Below are 21,721 nucleotides of genomic sequence, written 5' to 3'. Positions count from 1 at the left end.
GCCATGACCGCACGTATGGACAAACGCTTCGCCGCTCTGAAGGCTGAAGGCCGCCCGGCACTCGTCACCTATTTCATGGGTGGCGATCCCGATTACGAGACTTCGCTCGGCATCATGAAGGCGCTACCGGAAGCCGGCGCCGACGTCATCGAGCTCGGCATGCCCTTTTCCGATCCCATGGCCGACGGCCCGGCGATCCAGCTTGCCGGCCAGCGCGCCCTGAAGGCCGGCCAGACGCTGAAGAAGACGCTGCAGCTCGCGGCCGATTTCCGTAAAGTCGATGCGGATACGCCGATCGTCATGATGGGCTATTACAATCCGATCTACATCTACGGCGTCGAAAAGTTCCTGGACGATGCGATCGCCGCCGGCATCGACGGCCTCATTGTCGTCGACCTGCCGCCGGAAATGGACGACGAGCTTTGCATTCCGGCCATCCGCAAGGGCATCAACTTCATCCGTCTGGCAACGCCGACCACCGACGACAAGCGCCTGCCGACGGTTTTGAAGAACACGACGGGTTTCGTCTATTACGTCTCGATGAACGGCATCACCGGTTCGGCGCTGCCGGATCCATCGCTGGTTTCAGGCGCTGTCAAGCGCATCAAGCAGCATACCGAACTGCCGGTTTGCGTCGGTTTCGGCGTCAAGACGGCCGAGCATGCCAAGCTGATCGGCGCTGCGGCCGATGGCGTTGTCGTCGGCACTGCCATCGTCAACCAGATCGCGACCAGCCTCAGCAAGGATGGCAAGGCGACGCCAGACACCATCCAGGCGGTTGCGACCCTGGTGCGCGGCCTGTCGACAGGCACCCGTTCCGCCCGCCTTGTTGCCGCCGAATAGTTTACCCATATAGGCCAGCAATCAATCCTCTGCGGATTGAGGAAAAGGCCTATGGGCATTTGGTGGCGACTGGGTTATCGATACATTCGTCGATTAGGAGTTTCGAATTGAACTGGATCACGAACTACGTCCGCCCGCGGATCAATTCCATGCTGGGCCGTCGCGAGGTTCCGGAGAATCTCTGGATCAAGTGCCCGGAAACGGGCGAGATGGTCTTCCACAAGGATCTGGAAGGCAACAAGTGGGTCATCCCCGCTTCCGGTTTCCATATGAAGATGCCGGCCAAGGCTCGCCTTGCCGATCTTTTCGACAACGGCGAATATGAAGCCTTGCCGCAGCCGAAGGTCGCGCAGGATCCGTTGAAATTTCGCGATTCGAAGAAATACATCGATCGCCTCAAGGACAGCCGCATCAAGACCGAGCAGGAAGACACGATCCTTTCCGGCATCGGCAAGGTTCGCGGGTTGAAGCTCGTCGCCGTCGTGCATGAGTTCAACTTCATCGGCGGCTCGCTCGGCATGGCCGCCGGCGAAGCCATCGTGAAGGCCTTCGAGCGTGCCATCGCCGAGAAATGTCCGCTGGTCATGTTCCCGGCCTCGGGCGGCGCCCGCATGCAGGAAGGTATCCTGTCGCTGATGCAGCTGCCGCGCACGACCGTTGCCGTCGACATGCTGAAGGAAGCAGGCCAGCCCTACGTCGTGGTTCTGACCAACCCGACCACCGGCGGCGTCACGGCCTCCTATGCCATGCTGGGTGACATTCATCTGGCCGAACCCGGCGCTGAAATCGGCTTTGCCGGCAAACGCGTGATCGAGCAGACGCTGCGCGAAAAGCTTCCCGAGGGCTTCCAGACCTCGGAATATCTGCTGGAGCACGGCATGGTGGACATGGTCGTCAAGCGTCACGACATTCCGGACACCCTGGCGACGCTTCTGAAGATCCTGACCAAGGCGCCGGCAAACGATGTGTCGGCCAAGAGCAAGAATGGCGCTGCACTGCCGGTGGCAGCGAGCGCCTGACATTATAGATTGCCGATGGGCGGAGGTGCGGGATGACGTCTATGGACCAGTCCGCAATGAGCGAGGCAGCACGCGAGATCGAGAAGCTCATGGGGTTGCACCCCAAGGGCTTCGATCTTTCTCTGGAGAGAATAACCCGGCTGCTCGACGTCCTTGGCAATCCTCATCAGAAATTGCCGCCGGTGATCCATGTCGCCGGCACCAATGGCAAGGGCTCCGTCACGGCCTTCTGCCGCGCGCTGCTCGAAGCCGGCGGCTACAGCGTACATGTCCACGCCTCGCCGCACCTCGTCAATTGGCATGAGCGCTATCGCATCGGCGTCAAGGGTGGTCGCGGCAAGCTCGTCGACGATGCCGTGTTTGCCGATGTGCTGAGGCGCATCGCCAAGGCCAATGACGGACAGAAGATCACCGTCTTTGAAATTTTGACGGCCGCGACCTTCCTTCTCTTTGCCGAGCATCCGGCCGATATTGCCGTGATCGAGGTCGGCCTTGGCGGTCGCTTCGACGCCACCAACGTCCTTTCCGATCCGGCCGCATCGGTCATCATGCCGATTTCGCTCGATCATCAGCCCTATCTCGGCGATCGCGTCGAACTGATCGCGGCCGAAAAGGCCGGCATCATGAAGCCGGGCCATCCGGTCGTCATCGGCCATCAGGAATATGATGCAGCACTTGACGTGCTGATCTCGACGGCCGAGCGGCTCCGTTGCCCGACCGCCGTCTTTGGTCAGGATTTTTCGGCCCATGAGGAATATGGCAAGCTGGTCTATCAGGACGAGTTTGGTCTTGCCGACCTGCCGCTGCCGCGCCTGCCGGGTCGCCACCAATATGGCAATGCCGCCGCCGCCATCCGTGCGGTCAAGGCCGCCGGTTTCGTCGTCACCGAAACGATGATGGAAAAGGCGATGACCTCGGTCGAATGGCCGGGGCGCCTGCAGCGGCTGACAGAAGGCGAGCTGATGCAGCATGCGCCCGAGCGCGCCGAGATCTGGGTCGATGGCGGTCATAATCCCGGCGCCGGCGAAGTCATCGCCGAGGCTATGGCCAATTTTGAGGAGCGACAGCCGCGGCCGCTGTTCCTGATCATCGGTATGATCAATACCAAGGACCCTGTGGGATATTTCCAGGCCTTTGCCGGTCTTGCGGAGAAGGTCTATTGCGTGCCGATCCGCGGCAGCGATGCCATGACCGATCCGGTCATTCTGGCGAATGCCGCCTATGATGCCGGCCTCATCGCCGAGCCGATGTCCAGCGTTGTTGAGGCTTTGGATGCGATCAAGGCTCAAGCGGTGCCGAATGTGCCGGCCCCACGCATTCTGATCGGCGGTTCGCTTTATCTCGTCGGCGATGTTCTTGCAGACAACGGCACGCCGCCGCGGTAAGTCGCTGTTCACCACCCGCCCTCGTGGTTGGAGACGGCCCTGCGGGCCTCCTCACCATGAGGGCTGCTCCCTTATCTGGCTCTCAACTTGCTCCGCCCTTATCCTGAGCTCGTCGAAGGATCGGGCGGTCATGTGGCAAGCGCAAACACGACACGGTTGCTGGGGTGAGAAGCCTTGAAGGGCGAGGATGACCGTGCTCTCCAACCAACAAAAAAGCCCCACCGAAGCGGGGCTTTTTTGTCTCATGCGATCGATACCGATCAGGCTGCGCTGGAGATCCAGTTCTGCAGGGCCGTCTTGGGGGCGGCACCGACCTTGATGTCAGCGACTTCGCCGGCCTTGAACATGGCAAGCGTCGGGATCGAGCGAACGCCGAACTGGGCGGCCAGTTCCGGGTTTTCGTCGATATTGAGCTTGGCGACCTTGACCTTGCCTTCGAACTGCACGGCGAGTTCTTCCAGAGCCGGGGCGATCATCTTGCACGGACCGCACCATTCGGCCCAGAAATCAACGACGACAGGCTCTGCAGACTGCAGCACTTCGGTGGCGAAGTTGGAGGTATCGACTTTAACGGTAGCCATAGGCTGCTCCTTACCAGAATTTGCGGGTTGCTAGATATGTGATGGTGCGGTGCCCAAATTTCAATATTTGGTATTTCACTTTGTCTTGAGCTCCGCAAGCGCCAATGCGAGTGCCTGGTCGGACAGCGTATGGATCGAGGCATTTTCGGTATAGACCAGCATGCAGTCGACGCGTTTTCCCGGATAGAGCGGCGAAAGGATCTCACGGTAGATCGCCAGCTGGGCGCGGTGGGCGAAGGGAATGGTGCGTTCCTCGCCAGGCGGCACGCGATTCGTCTTGTAGTCGAGGACGACCACGCGATCGTCCAGCACTGCGAGCCGGTCGATGCGGCCGGAGACGGCATAGGACTGGCTGCCGAGCTTCAGCGTGCCCATGATCGAGACTTCCGCCTGCGCGTGGGTGCTGAACGTGCCCTGCAGATCCGGATGCGACAGTAGCGCCATGACGGAATGGATCAGTGCATCCCGTTCGGCCTGCGGCCAGAAGCGCGCGGCGCGCTCGGCATAGCGTCGGGCGGCATCGGCGCGCTCCTCCGGTGCGATCTCGGGCAAGGTCTGCAGCATCCGGTGGACGAAGCGGCCCTTTTGCAGGGCGCGATCCGACTTGGCTTTCTCGCCGAAGAGCGCTGAAGTCACCAGCAGATCGTCGGCTTCCTCATCGATGACGGTGCCGACGCCGGATGGGCTGAGCGGCCGCGGCAGGCTTTTTTGCGGCGGCAGCGGCCGATGGAGACTGTCAGGCAGACCAACGCGCTCGGAACGCTTTTCATGCTCCCTAGCGGTCTCGAATTCGAGCTGGACCTGGGCAACCCGCCAGCTCAACCCCTCCCAGTCGCCGTCAGGTCCGGTGAAGGTCTTCTGTGCGCAGTGCAGCTCATCCCCACGCAACGCTGCGGAAATCATGGCGTGCCAGGTATCGGCATTTTCGCGGATGCCGCGATAGCCGCAGATGATCAGCCTATCGGCGGCGCGCGTCATGCCGACATAGAGCAGGCGGCGATATTCTTCCTCCGCTAGCGCCTGCAGTCGCGCGGTATCGGCCTGCGTCAGCGAATTGGCAAGGGCCGAGACCGGAACCCAGACCGGCAGCGGGATCTCATCTCCTCTGGTTTCGATCAGCCGCATCTTCGGCAGATGCGTGTGGGTGAAAGCCTTGCCGCCGCCATCGACGAGGAAGACGATCGGTGCCTCCAGCCCCTTCGAGGCATGCACCGTCATAATCCGCACTTCGTTGCGGCCCTTGTCCTGCTCGCGCTTGACCGTCGGCGCTTCCAGTTCCAGCGTCGAGATGAAGGATTGCAGGCCGGGCAGGCCGCTCGTCTCGTGATCGAGCGTGAAGGTCAGGAATTCGTCGAGGATATCGCTGACCTCGGTGCCGAGCCGCGCCAGAAACTGCCGTCTGCCGCCGAAGCTGCCGAGCACGCGCGCATAGAAATCGTGGACCGGAAGGCTCTTCGACATAGCAAGGAAGGTTCTCAGGCGTTCGACCACCTGACTGAAGCGCTCATGGCCATCCTTTGCAAAGGTCTGCAGTTGCCCCCAGACACTTTCTTCGTCGGCGCGATAGGCCGCAACGGCAAAGACATCCTCTTCGCTGAGGTCGAACAAGGGGCTCTTCAGCAGGGCACAAAGCGAAAGATCGTCCTCCGGCAGCAGCAGGAAGCGGCCGAGCGCCAGAAGATCCTGAATGGCGATATGGCTGGTCAGCACCAATCTGTCGGCGCCGGCGACGGGAATGTTGCCACGTCGCTTCAGGGCGCGGGTCAGCGCGTTGACGAAGCTGTCGCGCTTGCGCACCAGCACCAGAATGTCGCCGGCCTCGATGAAACGGGCCTTGCCCTTCTCGATGATCTTTTCCCGGCCAACGAGATTGCCGATCATGTGCGCCATCCGCCGTGCCAGAATGGCGGCGGGCGCACTTTCCGGCGTCGAATCGAAAGGTGCCGTCCAATCCTCCTCCTTGGCCGCCGGTTCCGGCGCGATCATCTCCCAGAGATCGACGGCGCCGGGATGGCCGATACGGCTGGAGCGATGCACCACGGGTTCGTTGACGGCGCTGAGGCCCCGGGCATTCTCCGGGCTGGTGAAGACATGGTCGACCGCGCCGAGCACATCGGCCGTCGAGCGGAAGGAGAGGGGCAGCCGGATCGACGAGAATTGCTGGCCGCTCGCCGCCACGCGTCGCCGCGTGCGGTCGCTCTCCTCGGAAAAGCGCTCGGGACGGGCGCCCTGGAACGAATAGATCGACTGCTTCTCGTCGCCGACGGCAAAGATCGTGCGCAGTGTCGGCCGGGCGCTGTCACCGGAGAAGAAATCCTCCGCCAGCGACTGGATGACGCTCCACTGGATCGGGCTGGTATCCTGCGCCTCGTCCACCAGAATGTGGTCGATGCCCTGATCCAGCTTGTAGTGAATCCACGGTCCGACATCCTTCTTGGTCAGAAGATCGGCCGTGCGGGTGATGAGGTCTTCGAAATCGAGCTGGCTGCGCCGCTTCTTCAGCTCCTCATAGTCGCGGTTCAGGCGATCGGCGAGGATGAGGGCGGCATGCGTGGCGCGATACATCCGCATCAGCTTCAGCCGGTCGCGGCAGGCAACGACATGGGCGCGCGCTTCAGCCACGGCATCGGCCAGTGCCGGCGCATCCGCAAGCATCGCCTTGACGAAGAACTGGCTGTCCGACTTCGGTTCGCCCTTGGCGGTCAGCACGGCTCTTTCGAGGATTTCGGCGCGCGCGATCGGATCTGTCTCGCGCTTGGCAAGGCGTAGTGCGTAAGCCACCTCCTGGGCCTTGGCGCCGCCCTTATCGTCGGCGAGTCTGAGGTAAAGCTCCAGCGTCGCGCCGGAGAGGCCCGGCAGCGGCCAGTATTGCTCCGCAATGCTCGTTTCCGTCTCGCCGGGCGAAAGGCCAAGCCGAGCAAGCAACGCGGCCTCGATGCCGCCCTTGCGCTCGGCACCTTCGGTAAAACGCCTGATAGCATTGCGATTGGCGACGATATCGCCGAGCAGCGTCTCGAGCCCGGATTCGTCGCCGAGGTCGAGCACAAAGTCGAAGGCCCGCGCCAGTTCGGCATCGCCATGGGGCGTCGTCGAGGTCAGCAGCGCACGGCGTGCATCGTCGAGCAGGACTTCGGCCGCCCGATCGTCGAGAACGGAGAAATGCCCGGCAACGTTGGCCTCGAGCGGGAATTGATGCAGCAGGGCTTCACAGAAGGCATGGATGGTCTGGATCTTCAGCCCGCCCGGCGTTTCCAACGCCTTGGCAAAGAGCCGGCGCGCCTCGGCAAGCTTGAAGAGATCCGGCTCCCTGCCTTCGATATCGGCAATGCGCGTCTTCAGCTCTTCGTCCGGCATCGTCGCCCAGGCTGCCAGCCGGTCGAAGACGCGGTTCGACATTTCGGATGCCGCAGCCTTGGTATAGGTGAGGCAAAGGATGGCCGAAGGGCGCGCGCCCGATAGCAGCAGGCGGATGACACGCTGCGTCAGCACATGCGTCTTGCCGGAGCCGGCATTGGCCGAGACCCAGGCCGAGCGTTCGGGGTCGGAGGCGATCGATTGCTGGATGGTCGTCCAGCTGATCCAGACGCCGGGATCGTCGCTTTCCGGCAGAGTAGCGATGTCGTCGGCGGAAAAATCACTCATCGCCGCCGCCTTCCTGCTCGGTTTCGGCCGTCGACCATTCCGAGACGCGGGCGAGGTGATCGTAATCGCCGCCATATTCGAACTGCTGGGCGGGGATCAGCCGTGAGGAAAAGCCCTTTTCGCCTGATTGCAGCAGCGAGACGAACTTGACGAGTTGATCCATCGATTCCTGCGCGAGATCCATAGCCGACTTCGTTTCCGTCTTGCCGCCGCGGCTGGAGTGTTCGTTGTTGACCTGGTCGACCTTGAAGCGGTCACCGGGCCGCAGCCGGACGTAAAGCAGGTTTTCCGGAACCAGCGCGCCGATATTGCGGAAGGCGCCAGCCCTCAGCGCATAGGCCTCCAGTGCCAGCTGTGGGTCGAGCATCGCGCGTGCCTGTGGCGGCGAGGGGTTGTAGCCGGTCTTGTAATCGATGAGGTCGGCGCCCTTGTCACTCTTGATGTCGATGCGGTCGGCAACGCCTGTGAGGCGGATGCCGATCGGCTCGATCTCGACGCCAGCCGGCACTTCCGTTGCCGTTTGGCGCACTTCGGCGCGCCGCTCCGCTTCCCAGGCAAGGAAAGCCCGCGCCACTTCGCGGAACCGCGGCCGCCAGACGCTGTCGATATGCACGGGCAGCCGCTCCGCATCGAAGAGATCGGCAATGATCCGATCCATGGCCAGCGCCGCATCCGGCGTTCCGGCCCTATGCCCCTCGCGGACGAAGCGATCGATGATCTTGTGGTAGAGCGTGCCGCGCTCGGCCGGGCCGGGGTCGCGGTTGAACGGATCGACTGGATCGAGCCGCAGCACGCGCCGGGCATAGATCGAATAGGGATCGCGCCGCAGCCGGCCCACTTCGCTGAAGGAGTAGCTCTTCGGCTGCAATTCCACGGGCGGTTTTGGCGCGGGGCGCAGCGCCGGCGCCTGGTTTTCACCCTCGTCGATCATTGCGGCCCAATGGCGATACTGGTCGCCGCGGAGCTTCATGGCGTCCTCCAGCGCCTCGCCGCCGAGGGCGATCAGGCGCTGCAGCCAGCGCGAGGCGACCGTTGGCGTCGAGCCCTGGCGCAGGGCGCGGGAATAAATCAGGTCGCGCGTGCCGTTCGCCATCTCGAAGTCGTGTGCGAGCTGGCCGATGCGGCGCTCCGGCGGCTCCAGGCCGATCTCCGTCTTCATGCTGCGGGAAATGAAGGGGTTGTTCGCCGTCTGCCCCGGCCATGAGCCTTCGTTCAAGCCGCCGAGGATCAGCGTATCGACACTCTGCAGGCGAGCCTCCAGCGTGCCGAAGATGAAGAGGCGGGGATGGCTGAGTGCCCGCGGTTTCACCGCCTGGCCCACGCAGAGCGCCGCCATGATATCGATCCACTGCACGCCATCGGCTTCAAGCTGGCCGTCGGTCTCGATGACATCCCGGAGCAGGCTGGCAAGCGTATCCCCGGCCTCGCCCGACCAGAGGCCCGCAAGGCTGCCACGTTCGTCGACGGCCGCGGCTTCCAGCGCACGGCCCGTACGCTCGGCCCAGTCCGAAAGGGTCAGCAGCCCCTCTGAAGTCGGCAGGGAAAGTGCCGATACCAGCGGCTCGCATGCTACCGTCACGCGCCGGGCCAGGGCGCGTGCATGCTCGATCGCCTCAGGCGGCAGCGCTTTGCGCCACTGCGGCGCATGGCGGTCATTGGCCTGCTCGGCCACGCGCTCATCGAGCAGAGCTTCCAGCCCGCCAATATCGACATTGGCGACGCCGCCCCTGAGCGCCAGGATCTCCAGCGCATCGACGCCCGGCCGGTGGGTTTCCGCAGGCAGGCCGAACGAGGCGAGGGGGTGTTTCAGCAGCGCCACGACGGCAACGGGATCGCCGGGGCGAAGGGACGCCTCCAGCAGCAATTGCAGCAGCGTGCCTTGCGGCGTGGCGTTGAGCGGCGTGCCGGCCGAATCGTCGGCGGTGATGCCGAAGCGGGCAAGCTCGGCAGTCACGCGCCGGGCGAGATTGCGATCGGGCGTGATCAGGGCCGCTTGGCTTTCGCCACCGTTGCGGCCGGGCTTCTCCAGCGCCAGCCGTAGGGCGATGGCGATCGCCGTTGCCTCTTCGCGCTCGTTGGCCGCTTCGATCAGCGCTACATCGGCGAATGCGTCAGCTATCGCATCGGGAGCGAGCGTCTTGCGCCATTTTCCCCAGCCGCTCGTCGCCTTGGCCGGTGCCAGCGCGCGCGACAGGATCTGCGCCCGCATCTGCATGACTTCAGCCGCATCCGCGATGGGCTCGACATCGCGCCGCGTGACGCGCAACCGCTTCAGGAGCAGCGAAAGACCATATTGCGGATGGCTGCGCGTGGTCGGGTCTACTCTTTCGCCGATGGATGTCTCCGGCGCCACGAGCTGCCAATCCTCCTCCGGCATAGCAAGATCGAGACCGGGCAGCACGATCACGCCTTGCGGCAGGGCGGCAACGGCGGCGATCAGCTCCGCCGTCGCGGGCACGGAACCGGTCGAGCCAGCAATGATGACGGGGCCGGGATGCCGCATGGTCGATATCCGCTGCACTTCGGCGCGCAGGACGGCATTGCGGTTACGGGCGGGCGAGGATTTGCCGAGCTCCTCGAGGCGCGCCGGCCAGAAGCTGCTGGCAATGCGCAGAAATTCCGCTGTCAGCTGCCACCAGAGCGCATGGTCTTCAGCGCTGAGATTGGCAAGCTCGCTCCACTCGCGATCCTCGGTTTCAAGGGAATCGATGAGTTCGGCGAGATTGCGTGCGAGCCAGATGGCATCCGCCGGGCTTGCAGGCGCCACCAGCGGCGAATCGGAATGAATGTCGCGCACGATCTGCGGCAGCTTGTTGCGCCAGGCGAGGATCAGTCGCGCCAGTTCCAGGAGACGGGCGGTATTGGCAAGCGGCTGCGCCAGATCGGCCGTTTCGGGCAAGGCTTCCTCGAAATAGCCGCTATCGTCATCGGTCTCGCCGAGCGGACGAATGACCGGCAGGATGGCGGAGCGGCCGCCAAGCAACTCGACGAATTCCGAGCGCAGCACGCGGGCAGCACGTCGCGTCGGCAGGAAGATGCTGACCTTGGCGAGCGACAGCGGGTCGTCCGGATCGTGGCGGAAACGCTCGGTCAGCCGCCCGTCGCAGAGCGCCGCCGCAAGGGTCTTCAGAAAGGGCAGGCCCGCCGGAATCGTCAGGATGCGCTGCCGGTGTCCGCCCGCCATAGGCTCACGCAAACGCCCGGAAGTTCCGGATCGTTTCCTCCGCCTCGCCGACAGCCTCCGGTGTTCCCACCGTCAGCCAGTGGCCGTCGAGCATGGTGCCGTAGAGTCGGCCGCGCGCGATCGCCTTGTCGTAATAGGTGTTGATGTTGAAAGCGTCACCGGGTGCGTCATCGAGAAACGAAGGATTGATGACCAGCGTGCCGGCGTAAACCACGCCGTTGCCCGTAACGGCGCTGTAACGCGAGAGACTGCCATCTTCAGCCATGCTGAAATCATTCTTGCCGTTGTGGCCCGTCGTCTTGTCCAAATCGACGCAGAGCATGCCGAAGTCCATGCGGCCCGCGTCGAAGAAACCGGCTAAGCGCTCTAGATTGGTCGGTAGACCTTCTTTCTCACCGATCCAGAAGAGATCCGAATTCATGACGAAAACGGGATCACGGTCAAGCAACTTCAATCCCTTGGCCAGCCCGCCGCCATTGTTCATCAGCGCATCGCGCTCGTCGGAGATCAGAATTTCGAGACCGCGATAGCTGCGCAGGTGCGCTTCCATCTGGTCGGCATGATGGTGGACATTCACGACAGCCCGCTCGACACCGGCTGCCGCCAGCGCATCCAGCGCATAGTCAATCATCGCCTTGCCGGCGATCTTTACCAGCGGCTTCGGGATGGTATCGGTGATCGGCCGCATGCGGGTTCCGAGCCCCGCGGCCAATACCATGGCTTGCTTGATGGTCATCTCGTCTCGAATTTCCGATTCGCTATCTGATTTTCATAGCACAGGGCCGGAAAGCCGTCGCGGGGTCTGCGGCTGTTATGCCCGGCCGATCCCGGCCTTCTCGCACCATTCGCGTAAGGGGGCGAGCGCTTCGTGTTCGAAGGCGATGGCGAGATAGGCGAGCGTGCGCGGCATGTGCTTCAAATATCCCGGCTTGCCGTCGCGCTGCAGCAGCCGCACCCAGAGGCCGGCAAGCTTGCAGTTGCGCTGCGCCGACATGATCGCCCAGCTTTTCAGGAACTTGGCCTCGTCGAAGCCACCCTGGGCACGGCGCAGTGCGAGATAGTCTGACATCAACTGGTCATGCAGATCGCGCTCGATCGTCACCCGGGCGTCCTGCACCAGCGAGGCGACGTCATAGGAGGTCGGTCCGATCATCGCGTCCTGAAAGTCGATGATGCCGACGCGCTTTATGCCCTTTTGATGCGCCCGCCAGATGATATTCGGCGAATGCATGTCGCGCAGCAGCAGGTTCTTTTCCGCGTCTTCGAGCTGATCGATGAGCTTGTCCCAGATCGCCAGATAGTCGGCGCGTTCCTCGTCACTTGCCGGCGCGCCGCGCTTCCACGGCAGATGCCAGTCGAGAAGCAGCCGCGCCTCCATCTTCATCGCGGTCCGGTCAAAATCCGGAATGTGATGGACGTGGTCCGGCGTGACCGGAATGTCATGAGGAATGGAAAGACCGTGCAGATGTGCGAGGCAGGCGACGCTGGCGCGATAGCGCTCGACAATCGGCTTTCCCTCGGCATCCAGCACGCCATCAGTGCCGAGATCCTCGATCAGGAGAATACCCTTGTCATAGTTGGCGGCAAGGATTTCCGGAGCGGCGAAACCGTTCTCTCTGAGGATATTGGCGATCGCCACGAAGGGATAGGTGTCCCAGGCAAGATGCGCGACCTTGGGATAGGGCTTGCCGTCAAGCACGGGCGGCCCTTCCGGCAAGCCCGGCCAATCCATCAGGATCACGCGGCGTCCTCCATCCTTCGGATAGACGGATTCGTAAGCCCGCAGCGAAGCATCGCCCGTCAGGAATCGCCTGACAGCGCCGCGATAGCCGTGTGCATCGAGAAAGGTGCGGATAGCAAGCACGCGCTCGATGCGCGCCATCTGCTTGGCCGGTGCCGTGATCATAACCCGCCGCCCGTCACCCTCATGCGTGAGCTTTAGATCGATGCGTTCCTTCGGCAGCTCGCCTTCGGCCATTTCGGGCCATTCGACGAGGCAGATGCCGGTCTGCAGGGCCTCGTCGAAGCCCAGTTCCGCCAGTTCGCTGGGATCACCGAGGCGATAGAGATCGAAATGCGAGACGGGAATGCGCAGCTCATAGGATTGCACGAGCGTGAAGGTAGGGCTTGGCACATCCATTTCGGGATCGTCGGCCATCGCCCGTAGCAACGCGCGCGCCAGCGATGATTTGCCTGCGCCGAGATCGCCTGACAGTGCCAGACAATCGCCAGCCTTCAAGGCCAGCGCCAGATCCTCGCCGAGCTCGGCCGTGGCGGCGTCATCTGCAAGAAAGAGGGAGATGCTGCTGTCTGAGGCTGTCATTCTGCTGCGACGGAATGGGGCAGGTCGGCCGAAGGGATGCGGCAGGTGACCGTCGTTCCCTTGCCTGGCTGGCTTTCGATCGAAACCTCGCCCTCATGCAGGCTGACAAAGCTTTCGACGATGGAAAGGCCGAGGCCTGCGCCGCTGCGCTTGCCGCCCTTGCCGCCGGAGGCGAAGCGGTTGAAAACCGTGTTGATCAAATCCTCGGGTATGCCTGGCCCCTTGTCGACAACCGAGAAGACGAAATCCGCACCTTCGCGTCCGCATTTCAGCAAAATCGTCGATCCCTCGGGCGCGAAATTGGCGGCATTGGTCAGAAGCTTGAGCAGGATCTGTTTCAGCCGCTGTTGATCGGCAACGATGGAGCCAAGATGGGTGGGGACGGTGATTTCGAGCGTTACGCCGCTTTCCTGCAGCCGGTCGGCGATTTGCATCGACACTTCATCGAGCAGGTCGGAGAGCAAGATCTCGGAATAATTCAGCCGCATGATTCCGGCATCGACCGTCGCCAGGTCGAGAATATCGTTGACCAGCGTCAGAAGCACCGAAGACGAGGTCGAGATATGGTCGATATATTCGGCCTGTCGATCGTTCAGCGAGCCGATGCCCGGCGTCTTCAGGAGATCGGTGAAGCCGATGATGTTGGTCAGCGGCGAGCGCAGCTCGTAGGAGACGTGCTGGACGAAATCGTTCTTCAGCTCGTCCGCCTTCAGCAGCGCGTCGTTCTTTTCCGTCAATGCCCGTTCGGCGCGTACGCTATCGGTCTTGTTGACAAAGGTCAGCATGGTCTGTGCGTTCGGCAGCGGAATGACGGCGTAGTCGAGCACCAGATTGGAATAGAGCTCCAGCGTCCCTTGCGAGGATGGCCGCTCGTCGTCGAAACTGGTGATCTGCTCGGCAAAGCGCTTCCAGCCATCTGGCCGGTCATAGGAGGGAGCGCAGGCTTCGGCCAATGCCTGGATATGCGTATCCGGCTTCGCCTGCGCTTCGGTGATGTTCCAGAGGATGCGGAAGGCCGGGTTCGACAGGCGGATGCGGCCATCCGGACCGAAAACGGCAACGCCTTCGGAAAGATGGTCGATGGTTTCGCCCTGGACCTTGACCAGCGTATTGTAACGCGTTTCGAGATCGACCTGCTCGGTCAGGTTCTCGAAGACCCAGGTGGCGCCGCCCTGCGGATGCGCCGTGGCGAAAACCCTGAGGATCTGGCCGTTTGGCAGATGCCAGAGATCCGTCTGCGTATCGAGCGCGCGATAGACCGAAAGAACGCCGTCCTTCCAGCTCTTCCAGCTCAGCTGCTCGGGCAGCTTCTTGGCGCTGCGCAGCCTGTCCAGAAGCTCGCTATTGTCGGGCCGCTTTTCCAGAAAGGCGATGTCGAGTTCCCAGAGCTGGACGAAAGCCTGATTGTAGAATTGCAGCCGCCTGTCGCCGTCAAAGATCGCAACCGGTGTTGCGAGATGATCGAGCGTTTCGGCATGGCTCTTCAGCGTGCGCGCAAGCTCCGCCCGAACGCCTTCCGCCTCGGAGACATCGATGGCGATGCCGGCCGAGCCGTTCGGGGCTTTGACGTCGACGACATCGAAGAAGGTACGATTGCCGTGCACCACGGTCGAGATCTTGTCGTGGAACGGCGATTCCGGCGTGGCGGCAGCGCGAATGCGCTCACGGGCCACGGTTGTCAGGAACTCGCGACCTTCCCGCAGCGCCTCCTCCGAGGAGACGGCTTCCACCGCTTCGCTATAGGCCTGGTTCACCCAGGTCAGCGTGCCTTCCGCATCACGCTGCCAGGCCGGCAGGTCGATGGCATCGAGAAGATTCTGGAAAGCCGAAATCGAGGTCATCAGCCGGTCACGCTCGATCTTCAGTTCGGCGAGTTCGGCGCGCAGATTGTTGAGCGCGATGAAGCGGACGAAGGCGCGTCCGCCGGAAATCCGGCCCTGCGCTTCCAGAATTTCGTCGCGGTTGGTTTCAACCACCATGTCAAAACTCTGGCCGCTGCCGCGCAGTTTGTCGATCGCCTTGTCGAGTTCGCCGGCCGACCATGATTTCAGCCAGCGCCCGAAGGCGAGGAATTCATTGTCCTGTGGCGCACCGGTCTCGACCGGCAGCTGACCGAGCAGCTCCGGCCGCGCATTCTGGCCATCCCAGATGACGATCCGGCGGTTCTTGTCGGCGATCAGTGCCTGATATTGTGAAATGCGCTGGTTGGCGTCGGAAAGCGCCGTGCGGATCTCGCGGCTTTCATTCTCCATGTTGCCGCGTTGGCGGACCATCCACATGGTCGACAGCAGAGCGGCGGAAATCACGCCGATGATGACGGAGAAGACGGCCATTTCCGAAGAGGTGAAGAGGCGTATGCTCGTCTGAGCGGCATCATTGCCCTGCGCGAGAACGGGTCCTGCCAGGCCGGTCACCAGACCGCCGAAAACGCTGAGCCGCAGCAGGCGGCTAAAGGAGGCCAGCCGGCCTTTGCCGCACTTTGCTCCTGCCGAAAGCCGATATGCACTGCCCTGCTGCAACCGCGCCGCCGCTCGGCGCAACACTGGCTGATGCAGGTTGTCTTCCCCTTCAAACATAAGAGGTCTGTCTCCGTCTTTCAGAGCATGATGCCGAAAAGTGTAAGCGGTTTTCGGATGACATCATGCTCTACTTATTTGATTGTAGAGCGGATTCAGATTTTAAGTCGAACAGACCTAAAATCATCCGGCTCTACTGTGCCGCATCCTGACAAGACATCCCATTTTCATGGCTCCGGGCACGCCCGGTTCGTCACGAATCAAGTGTAAAAACAATACTGCCTAAGGGAATCTGCGGGAAGGGAGCTGGCTAAAAAATAAGCCCCGGCATTTGTCAATGCCAGGGCCACAAGATGTTGTGGATACTGTTTTAATAATCAGTATCTGTAGTGGTCGGACTTGAACGGACCCTTCGGCGTCACGCCGATATACGAAGCCTGCTCTTCGGAAAGCTCCGTCAGCTTCACGCCGAGCTTGGCAAGATGCAGGCGCGCAACCTTCTCGTCGAGATGCTTCGGCAGCACGTAGACTTCGTTCTTGTAATGGCCGGGCTTGGTGAAAAGCTCGATCTGGGCCAGCGTCTGGTTGGTGAAGGACGCCGACATCACGAAGGACGGATGGCCGGTGGCGTTGCCGAGGTTCAAGAGGCGGCCTTCCGACAGCAGAATGATGCGGTTGCCCTTGGCGAACTCGACCATATCGACCTGCGGCTTGATGTTCGTCCACTTCAGGTTCCGCAGAGCGGCAACCTGGATTTCGTTGTCGAAGTGACCGATGTTGCCGACGATCGCCATGTCCTTCATCGCACGCATATGGTCGATGCGGATGACGTCCTTGTTGCCGGTCGTGGTGATGAAGATATCGGCCGAGGAAACGACGTCCTCGAGCTGAACGACTTCGTAGCCGTCCATGGCAGCCTGCAGCGCGCAGATCGGGTCGACTTCCGTGACCTTGACGCGGGCGCCGGCGCCGGAGAGCGAAGCGGCAGAACCCTTGCCGACATCGCCGTAACCACAGACGACGGCGACCTTGCCGGCCATCATGACGTCGGTGGCGCGGCGGATACCGTCAACCAGCGATTCCTTGCAGCCATACTTGTTGTCGAACTTCGACTTGGTGACGCTGTCGTTGACGTTGATGGCCGGGAAAGGCAGGAGGCCCTTCTGGCTGAGCTGGTAGAGGCGGTTGACGCCCGTGGTGGTTTCTTCGGTCACGCCCTTGATGGCGTCGCGCTGCTTCGTGAACCAGCCCGGCGAAGCCTGCAGACGCTTCTTGATCTGCGCGAAGAGGATCTCTTCTTCTTCCGAATGCGGGTTGGAGAGCACGTCCTCGCCGGCTTCGGCGCGGGCGCCGAGCAGGATGTACATCGTGGCGTCGCCGCCGTCATCGAGGATCATGTTGGAAACGCCGCCATCGGTCCACTGGAAGATCTTGTCCGTGTAGGTCCAGTAGTCCTCGAGGCTCTCACCCTTGATGGCGAAGACCGGAACGCCGGAAGCGGCAATCGCGGCGGCGGCATGGTCCTGCGTCGAGAAGATGTTGCACGATGCCCAGCGCACCTCTGCACCGAGCGCCACCAGCGTCTCGATAAGAACGGCAGTCTGGATGGTCATGTGCAGCGAGCCGGTGATGCGGGCGCCCTTCAGCGGCTGTGCTTCGCCGAATTCGGCGCGGCAAGCCATCAGGCCCGGCATCTCGGTTTCGGCGATCGTGATTTCCTTGCGGCCGAAGTCGGCAAGGCCGATATCCGCGACGATGTAGTCCTTTTCAGTGCTCATGAAGGTCTCCAGCCTGAACGATGCAATCGCGCCGCAGGCAGACGCCTCAGCCGAATGCAACAAGAATTGCACGCTATAGCGTGTAGGATGATGCCGTGTAGCAGGCTTCAGGGCGGAAATCAATGATGATATAAAGAGGTCTTTATGTCTTTATATCCAGCTGGCGATAGTAGGAAAAAGCCTACATCTCCTCGCCGAACTTGTTGGCGACGAGCTGATCGAGCGCCTCGAGCGCCTCGACGGCCTGATTGCCGCTTGCCGTGACAAGCACGCTGCAGCCGGGGCTGGCCGCCAGCATCATCAGGCCCATGATCGACGTGCCGCCGACCGTCGTGCCGTCCTTCGAAACTGTGATCGCGGCGTCGTAGGCTTCGACGGTCTGCACGAACTTTGCGGAGGCGCGAGCGTGCAGCCCTCGCTTGTTGATAATCAGGAGTTCCCGGGAGAGCTCGGTCATGGGGGCGGTGTTTGCCTCGTTATTTGCCACTGAGCACACGGCTGGCCACGTTGATATATTTGCGCCCGGCCTCTGAAGCTTCCACCAGGGCTCTTTCCATGTTGTTGTCGCCGCGCACGCCGGCGAGCTTGATCAGCATCGGCAGATTGACGCCCGCGATGACCTCGGTGTGGCCACTATTCATGACGGAGATTGCGAGATTGGAAGGAGTGCCGCCGAACATGTCGGTGAGGATGATGACACCGTGCCCGTCGTCGGCACCGACAACGGCCTGCAGGATATCCTGGCGCCGCTTGTCCATGTCGTCTTCGGGACCAATGCATACCGTTTCTATGAACTTCTGCGGACCAACGACATGCTCGACAGCATGCCGAAACTCTTCAGCCAGCTTGCCATGAGTGACAAGCACAAGTCCAATCATGATATTACTGCTCCCATCGCATCCGCAAACAGGTGGCCCATATCGCAATGCAGCAATGTCGTCCACCAGTGGGGGGACATCTTGGCGATGAAAAGACGAAGTGCAAGCTTAAAATACAGGATTCGCGCGCCTGTGCGGGCCTAAATGGCCGATTCATCGAAACTCGCGCCGATTTTCGCCATTATTATGGCGAGCGGATTCGCAGAGGTTGCAGCCAATCGGATCAATGGCAACCGCGCGGATGCGGTAATATCGATCTGCTCGCCTTCAGGTGGCAACCTTTCCGCCGTAGCCGGGTCGACAAGGTGGATAGCGAAGTGCATTTCGCCCTGTGAAATATGAGGCAGACGAACAATCCCGGTGTAGCGGATTTCCATAAGCCCTGCGATCGAGGGTGGGCATTTCGCAATAACGGAGCCGTTCTGTTCGGCAATCAGCACCCGGTCATCTGCGACCAGGCTTGCCGCCAGTCCGAGCGGCTTGGCGGCTGCCAGGCAGGAGAAGGCGAGGGCGGATTTGCCGCTGCCCGAGGGGCCGAGAAACAGAAGCCCGGTCTTGCCGATGACGATCGCCGTTGCGTGGATATTGGTCGTTTCGCCGGTCATGTGGCCGCTCACGCCGGCGTCTGGGCCGGCAGTGACAGAATGAAGCGGGCGCCGAGCAGCGTCACTCCATCGCCGTCGACGATATTTTCGGCGCGCAACGACCCACCGTGTGCCTCGGCGATCTGCCGGCTGATGGAGAGGCCGAGACCGGAATTCTGTCCAAAGCCTTCGGATTCGGGCCGGTCCGTATAGAAGCGCTCAAAGATACGGTCGATGTTTTCCGCCTGGATGCCGGGACCGTTATCCTCGATATAGATGACACAACGCGTCCGCGTCCGCGTCAGCCGGACGGTGATCTTGCCGGTTTCCGTCGGGACGAAGGAGCGGGCGTTCTCGATAAGATTGGTGACGATCTGGCCGATACGCAGATCGTGACCGTCGATGGAGAATTTCGCCTTGTTGCCCGGCTTGCGGTCGACGACATATTCGATCTCGACGGCCTTCTTGCTGTGACCGACCTGCCTCGAAATATCGATCATGTCGCGCAGCAGCACCTCCAGATCGAGCGACTTCGCGTCCGAGCGGGCAAGCTCGGCATCGAGGCGCGATGCGTCGGAAATATCGCTGATCAGGCGGTCGAGGCGGCGCACGTCGTGCTGGATTACGTCCATCAGCCGCTTCTTCGAATCGTCGCTCTTGGCAAGCGGCAGCGTCTCGACGGCGCTGCGCAGCGATGTCAGCGGGTTCTTGAGTTCGTGGCTGACATCGGCGGCGAAGCTCTCGATCGCATCGATCCGGTCGTAGAGCGCTGAGGTCATGTCGCGCAGCGCAATCGACAGATTGCCGATTTCGTCCTGGCGAGCGGAAAAGTCCGGGATTTCCTCACGCTCCTTCGCCCCGCCGCGGCGCACGCGAATGGCCGCAGCTGAAAGCCGGCGCAGCGGATTGGCAATGGTGGAGGACAAAAGCAGCGACAGCACGACGTTGACGAGGGTCGCGACGCCGAAGACGCGCATGATCGCCAGGCGCTCGGCGTGAACGATCTTGTCGATGTCACCGGCCTGGGTCGAGAGCAGCAAGACACCGAGAACGGCGCGGAAGCGCTGGATCGGCACCGCGACCGAAACGATCAGCTCGCCTTTCTCCGTGGTGCGGACGACTGCGCCGCGTACGCCGGTGAGCGCATTCATGACTTCCGGATAGATCGAACCGTCACCGCCAGGCGCTTCCTTATAGACGGGCAGGTTGCCCGGCTGCAGCATCTTGTTGAGCAGCCCGCTGAACCAGTCGGACCAGCTCTGCTTCTCGTCGTCGACGGGCGGCAGATCGTAGCGCAGCACCTGGCCACGGGAATAGAGATGGCGGCTGTCGAGCAAGAGGTTCGCATCGGCGTCGAAGATGCGGGCGCGGGTGCGCGTCGGCGAAATCAGGCGCGTCAGCACCGGCGCCACCTTTTCCGGATCGATCGGGAATTCCAGGTCCTCGTCGTTCGGAACGGGCGTGATGCTCTGGCCGGCCTGCAGCTCCAGAAGCTTCTGCGGATCGATGGTGATGGAATTGGTGTCGACCGATGCCGATGCCGAGACCGCGCCGGCGATGATCTCGCCCTGCGTTAGCAGGCTTTCGACGCGGGCGTCGATCAAGCCCTCGCGGAACTGGTTGAGGTAGAGAATACCGCCGACAAGCACGACAAGGGCGGCCAAGTTGAAGAACAGGATGCGGCGCGTCAGGCTCGAGAAGACGGCGTTGCCGAAGATGCGGCGGATCAGAACGAACGGATGAGTCCAGCGGCGGCGCGCGGGCCGAGCGCCGCTCGGGCTTTCCGAGTCGTCTGTATCCCTGTCCTGCACCAGCTGTGCCAAGCCTACGGCCCTTTCGAAGAACGGGATCGGCGATCCCGTCCGCATGCTCTTATTCCATCGCCCGCCGCATGGTCCAGTTAACTATTCGAGCATGACGCCGAAAGTATGAGGGGTCTTCGGACGATATCATGCTCGATGTCTGCTTCTGGAGCGGATGGGGGTTTTAGGTCGGCTTGACCCAAAATCATCCGGCCTAGGCAGCTTCGCGGAAACGATAGCCCACGCCATACAGCGTCTCGATCATATCAAAATCGAGGTCGACCATCTTGAATTTCTTGCGCAAGCGCTTGATGTGGCTGTCGATCGTGCGGTCGTCGACATAGACCTGCTCGTCATAGGCCGCATCCATCAGGGCGTCGCGGCTCTTGACCACGCCGGGGCGCTGGGCAAGCGAATGCAGGATGAGGAATTCCGTGACGGTCAGCGTCACCGGCTCGCCCTTCCAGGTGCAGGTGTGGCGTTCCTGGTCCATGACCAGCTGTCCGCGCTCCAGAGAGCGGGCCTGCTGGGCCGCTCCCGGCTTGGCAGCCGCATTGCCGCCACCGGCGGCGTTCGCGGCTTCGCGGGCGGAGGCGCGGCGGAGCACCGCCTTGACGCGCTCGACCAGCAGACGCTGCGAGAACGGCTTGGTGATGAAGTCGTCGGCACCCATCTTCAGGCCGAAGAGTTCGTCGATCTCTTCATCCTTCGAAGTGAGGAAGATCACCGGCAGGTCGGATTTCTGGCGCAGGCGGCGCAAAAGCTCCATGCCGTCCATACGGGGCATCTTGATATCGAAGATCGCCAGCTGCGGCGGCCGGGCCAGCAGGCCGTCCAGCGCCGAGGCTCCATCCGTGTAGGTCTCTACCTTATATCCCTCTGCTTCCAAGGCAATCGATACGGAAGTCAGGATATTGCGGTCGTCGTCAACGAGCGCGATTGTCAACATGGTGTTCGTCTCCGTCATCAGTGCGCGTCTCCCGGATTTGGAATCCAGCCCAGGCGGTCTGCCAGCTCGGTCGGCGGTAACCTGGCGCGCTTATGGGGATAAAGGTGGAACAAATTGTGGCAAAGATAAAGGGGAGGATTGTTGTGGCGCGAAAGCCTTGCGCATTAGTTGTGCGACGAAACGTCCCGCCACCCCTCATTCAAACGATTTAAAATTATCGAAATTTATTTAAATCGA

Annotated in this window: 15 protein-coding genes; 3 read left to right on the top strand and 12 right to left on the bottom strand. The window is 61.9% G+C overall.

The window, feature by feature from the left end; all coding sequences use genetic code 11:
- Positions 1–3 precede the first annotated feature (3 nt).
- The 3 genes from trpA to GA0061100_RS13915 all read left to right on the top strand — a co-directional run bounded on the left by trpA (position 4) and on the right by GA0061100_RS13915 (position 3,247).
- On the top strand, positions 4–843 hold the full coding sequence (trpA, locus tag GA0061100_RS13925; protein ID WP_075853325.1) for a tryptophan synthase subunit alpha: 840 nt from the start codon (positions 4–6) through the stop codon (positions 841–843).
- 107 nt (positions 844–950) lie between these two features.
- Entirely contained in the window at positions 951–1,862 is a 912-nt protein-coding gene (accD, locus tag GA0061100_RS13920) for an acetyl-CoA carboxylase, carboxyltransferase subunit beta (RefSeq protein ID WP_075853324.1), read from the top strand.
- A gap of 56 nt (positions 1,863–1,918) precedes the next feature.
- The gene (locus GA0061100_RS13915) at positions 1,919–3,247 is read left to right on the top strand and encodes a bifunctional folylpolyglutamate synthase/dihydrofolate synthase (RefSeq protein WP_208621544.1); all 1,329 of its coding nucleotides are present in this window, start codon (positions 1,919–1,921) and stop codon (positions 3,245–3,247) included.
- Between the two features lie 260 nt (positions 3,248–3,507).
- Here the strand turns inward: GA0061100_RS13915 and trxA are convergent, their stop codons facing one another.
- From trxA to GA0061100_RS13855, 12 genes are all read right to left on the bottom strand, one after another.
- Positions 3,508–3,828 (bottom strand): thioredoxin, encoded by a 321-nt coding sequence (gene trxA / locus GA0061100_RS13910; protein WP_015338194.1) that lies wholly within the window; start codon positions 3,826–3,828, stop codon positions 3,508–3,510.
- 75 nt (positions 3,829–3,903) lie between these two features.
- Positions 3,904–7,470 carry a double-strand break repair helicase AddA gene (gene addA, locus GA0061100_RS13905; protein ID WP_075853322.1) on the bottom strand — a complete coding sequence of 1,189 codons (3,567 nt, stop codon included), beginning with the start codon at positions 7,468–7,470 and terminating at the stop codon, positions 3,904–3,906.
- Positions 7,463–10,654, bottom strand: coding sequence for a double-strand break repair protein AddB (gene addB / locus GA0061100_RS13900; RefSeq protein ID WP_075853321.1), 3,192 nt, complete (start codon positions 10,652–10,654; stop codon positions 7,463–7,465). The genes addA and addB overlap by 8 nt, the downstream gene beginning before the upstream one ends.
- A 4-nt stretch (positions 10,655–10,658) precedes the next feature.
- Positions 10,659–11,390: a nucleotidyltransferase family protein gene (locus GA0061100_RS13895; protein WP_075853320.1), complete on the bottom strand. Its 732-nt coding sequence runs from the start codon at positions 11,388–11,390 to the stop codon at positions 10,659–10,661.
- Between the two features lie 75 nt (positions 11,391–11,465).
- Positions 11,466–12,977, bottom strand: coding sequence for a tRNA (adenosine(37)-N6)-threonylcarbamoyltransferase complex ATPase subunit type 1 TsaE (gene tsaE / locus GA0061100_RS13890; RefSeq protein WP_075853319.1), 1,512 nt, complete (start codon positions 12,975–12,977; stop codon positions 11,466–11,468).
- Positions 12,974–15,553 carry a PAS domain-containing sensor histidine kinase gene (locus tag GA0061100_RS13885; RefSeq protein WP_075853318.1) on the bottom strand — a complete coding sequence of 860 codons (2,580 nt, stop codon included), beginning with the start codon at positions 15,551–15,553 and terminating at the stop codon, positions 12,974–12,976. The genes tsaE and GA0061100_RS13885 overlap by 4 nt, the downstream gene beginning before the upstream one ends.
- Before the next feature lie 317 nt (positions 15,554–15,870).
- Positions 15,871–17,271: an adenosylhomocysteinase gene (gene ahcY, locus GA0061100_RS13880; RefSeq protein WP_075853317.1), complete on the bottom strand. Its 1,401-nt coding sequence runs from the start codon at positions 17,269–17,271 to the stop codon at positions 15,871–15,873.
- A 181-nt stretch (positions 17,272–17,452) separates the two neighbouring features.
- A complete protein-coding gene (locus GA0061100_RS13875) occupies positions 17,453–17,728 on the bottom strand; it encodes an HPr family phosphocarrier protein (RefSeq protein WP_075853316.1) in 276 nt (91 codons plus the stop codon).
- Positions 17,729–17,747: 19 nt separating this feature from the next.
- Positions 17,748–18,149, bottom strand: a complete 402-nt coding sequence (locus GA0061100_RS13870) for a PTS sugar transporter subunit IIA (protein WP_075853315.1) — start codon at positions 18,147–18,149, stop codon at positions 17,748–17,750.
- Positions 18,150–18,289: 140 nt separating this feature from the next.
- Positions 18,290–18,754 carry an HPr kinase/phosphorylase gene (locus tag GA0061100_RS13865; RefSeq protein WP_075853314.1) on the bottom strand — a complete coding sequence of 155 codons (465 nt, stop codon included), beginning with the start codon at positions 18,752–18,754 and terminating at the stop codon, positions 18,290–18,292.
- An 8-nt stretch (positions 18,755–18,762) separates the two neighbouring features.
- Positions 18,763–20,556, bottom strand: coding sequence for a sensor histidine kinase (locus GA0061100_RS13860; RefSeq protein ID WP_208621543.1), 1,794 nt, complete (start codon positions 20,554–20,556; stop codon positions 18,763–18,765).
- A 193-nt stretch (positions 20,557–20,749) separates the two neighbouring features.
- Positions 20,750–21,484, bottom strand: a complete 735-nt coding sequence (locus GA0061100_RS13855) for a response regulator transcription factor (protein ID WP_208621542.1) — start codon at positions 21,482–21,484, stop codon at positions 20,750–20,752.
- Between the last annotated feature and the right edge of the window lie 237 nt (positions 21,485–21,721).

It is taken from the genome of Martinezella hainanensis (assembly GCF_900094555.1).
Classification (GTDB): domain Bacteria; phylum Pseudomonadota; class Alphaproteobacteria; order Rhizobiales; family Rhizobiaceae; genus Rhizobium; species Rhizobium hainanense.
This window is presented reverse-complemented; position numbering and strand designations above follow the sequence as displayed.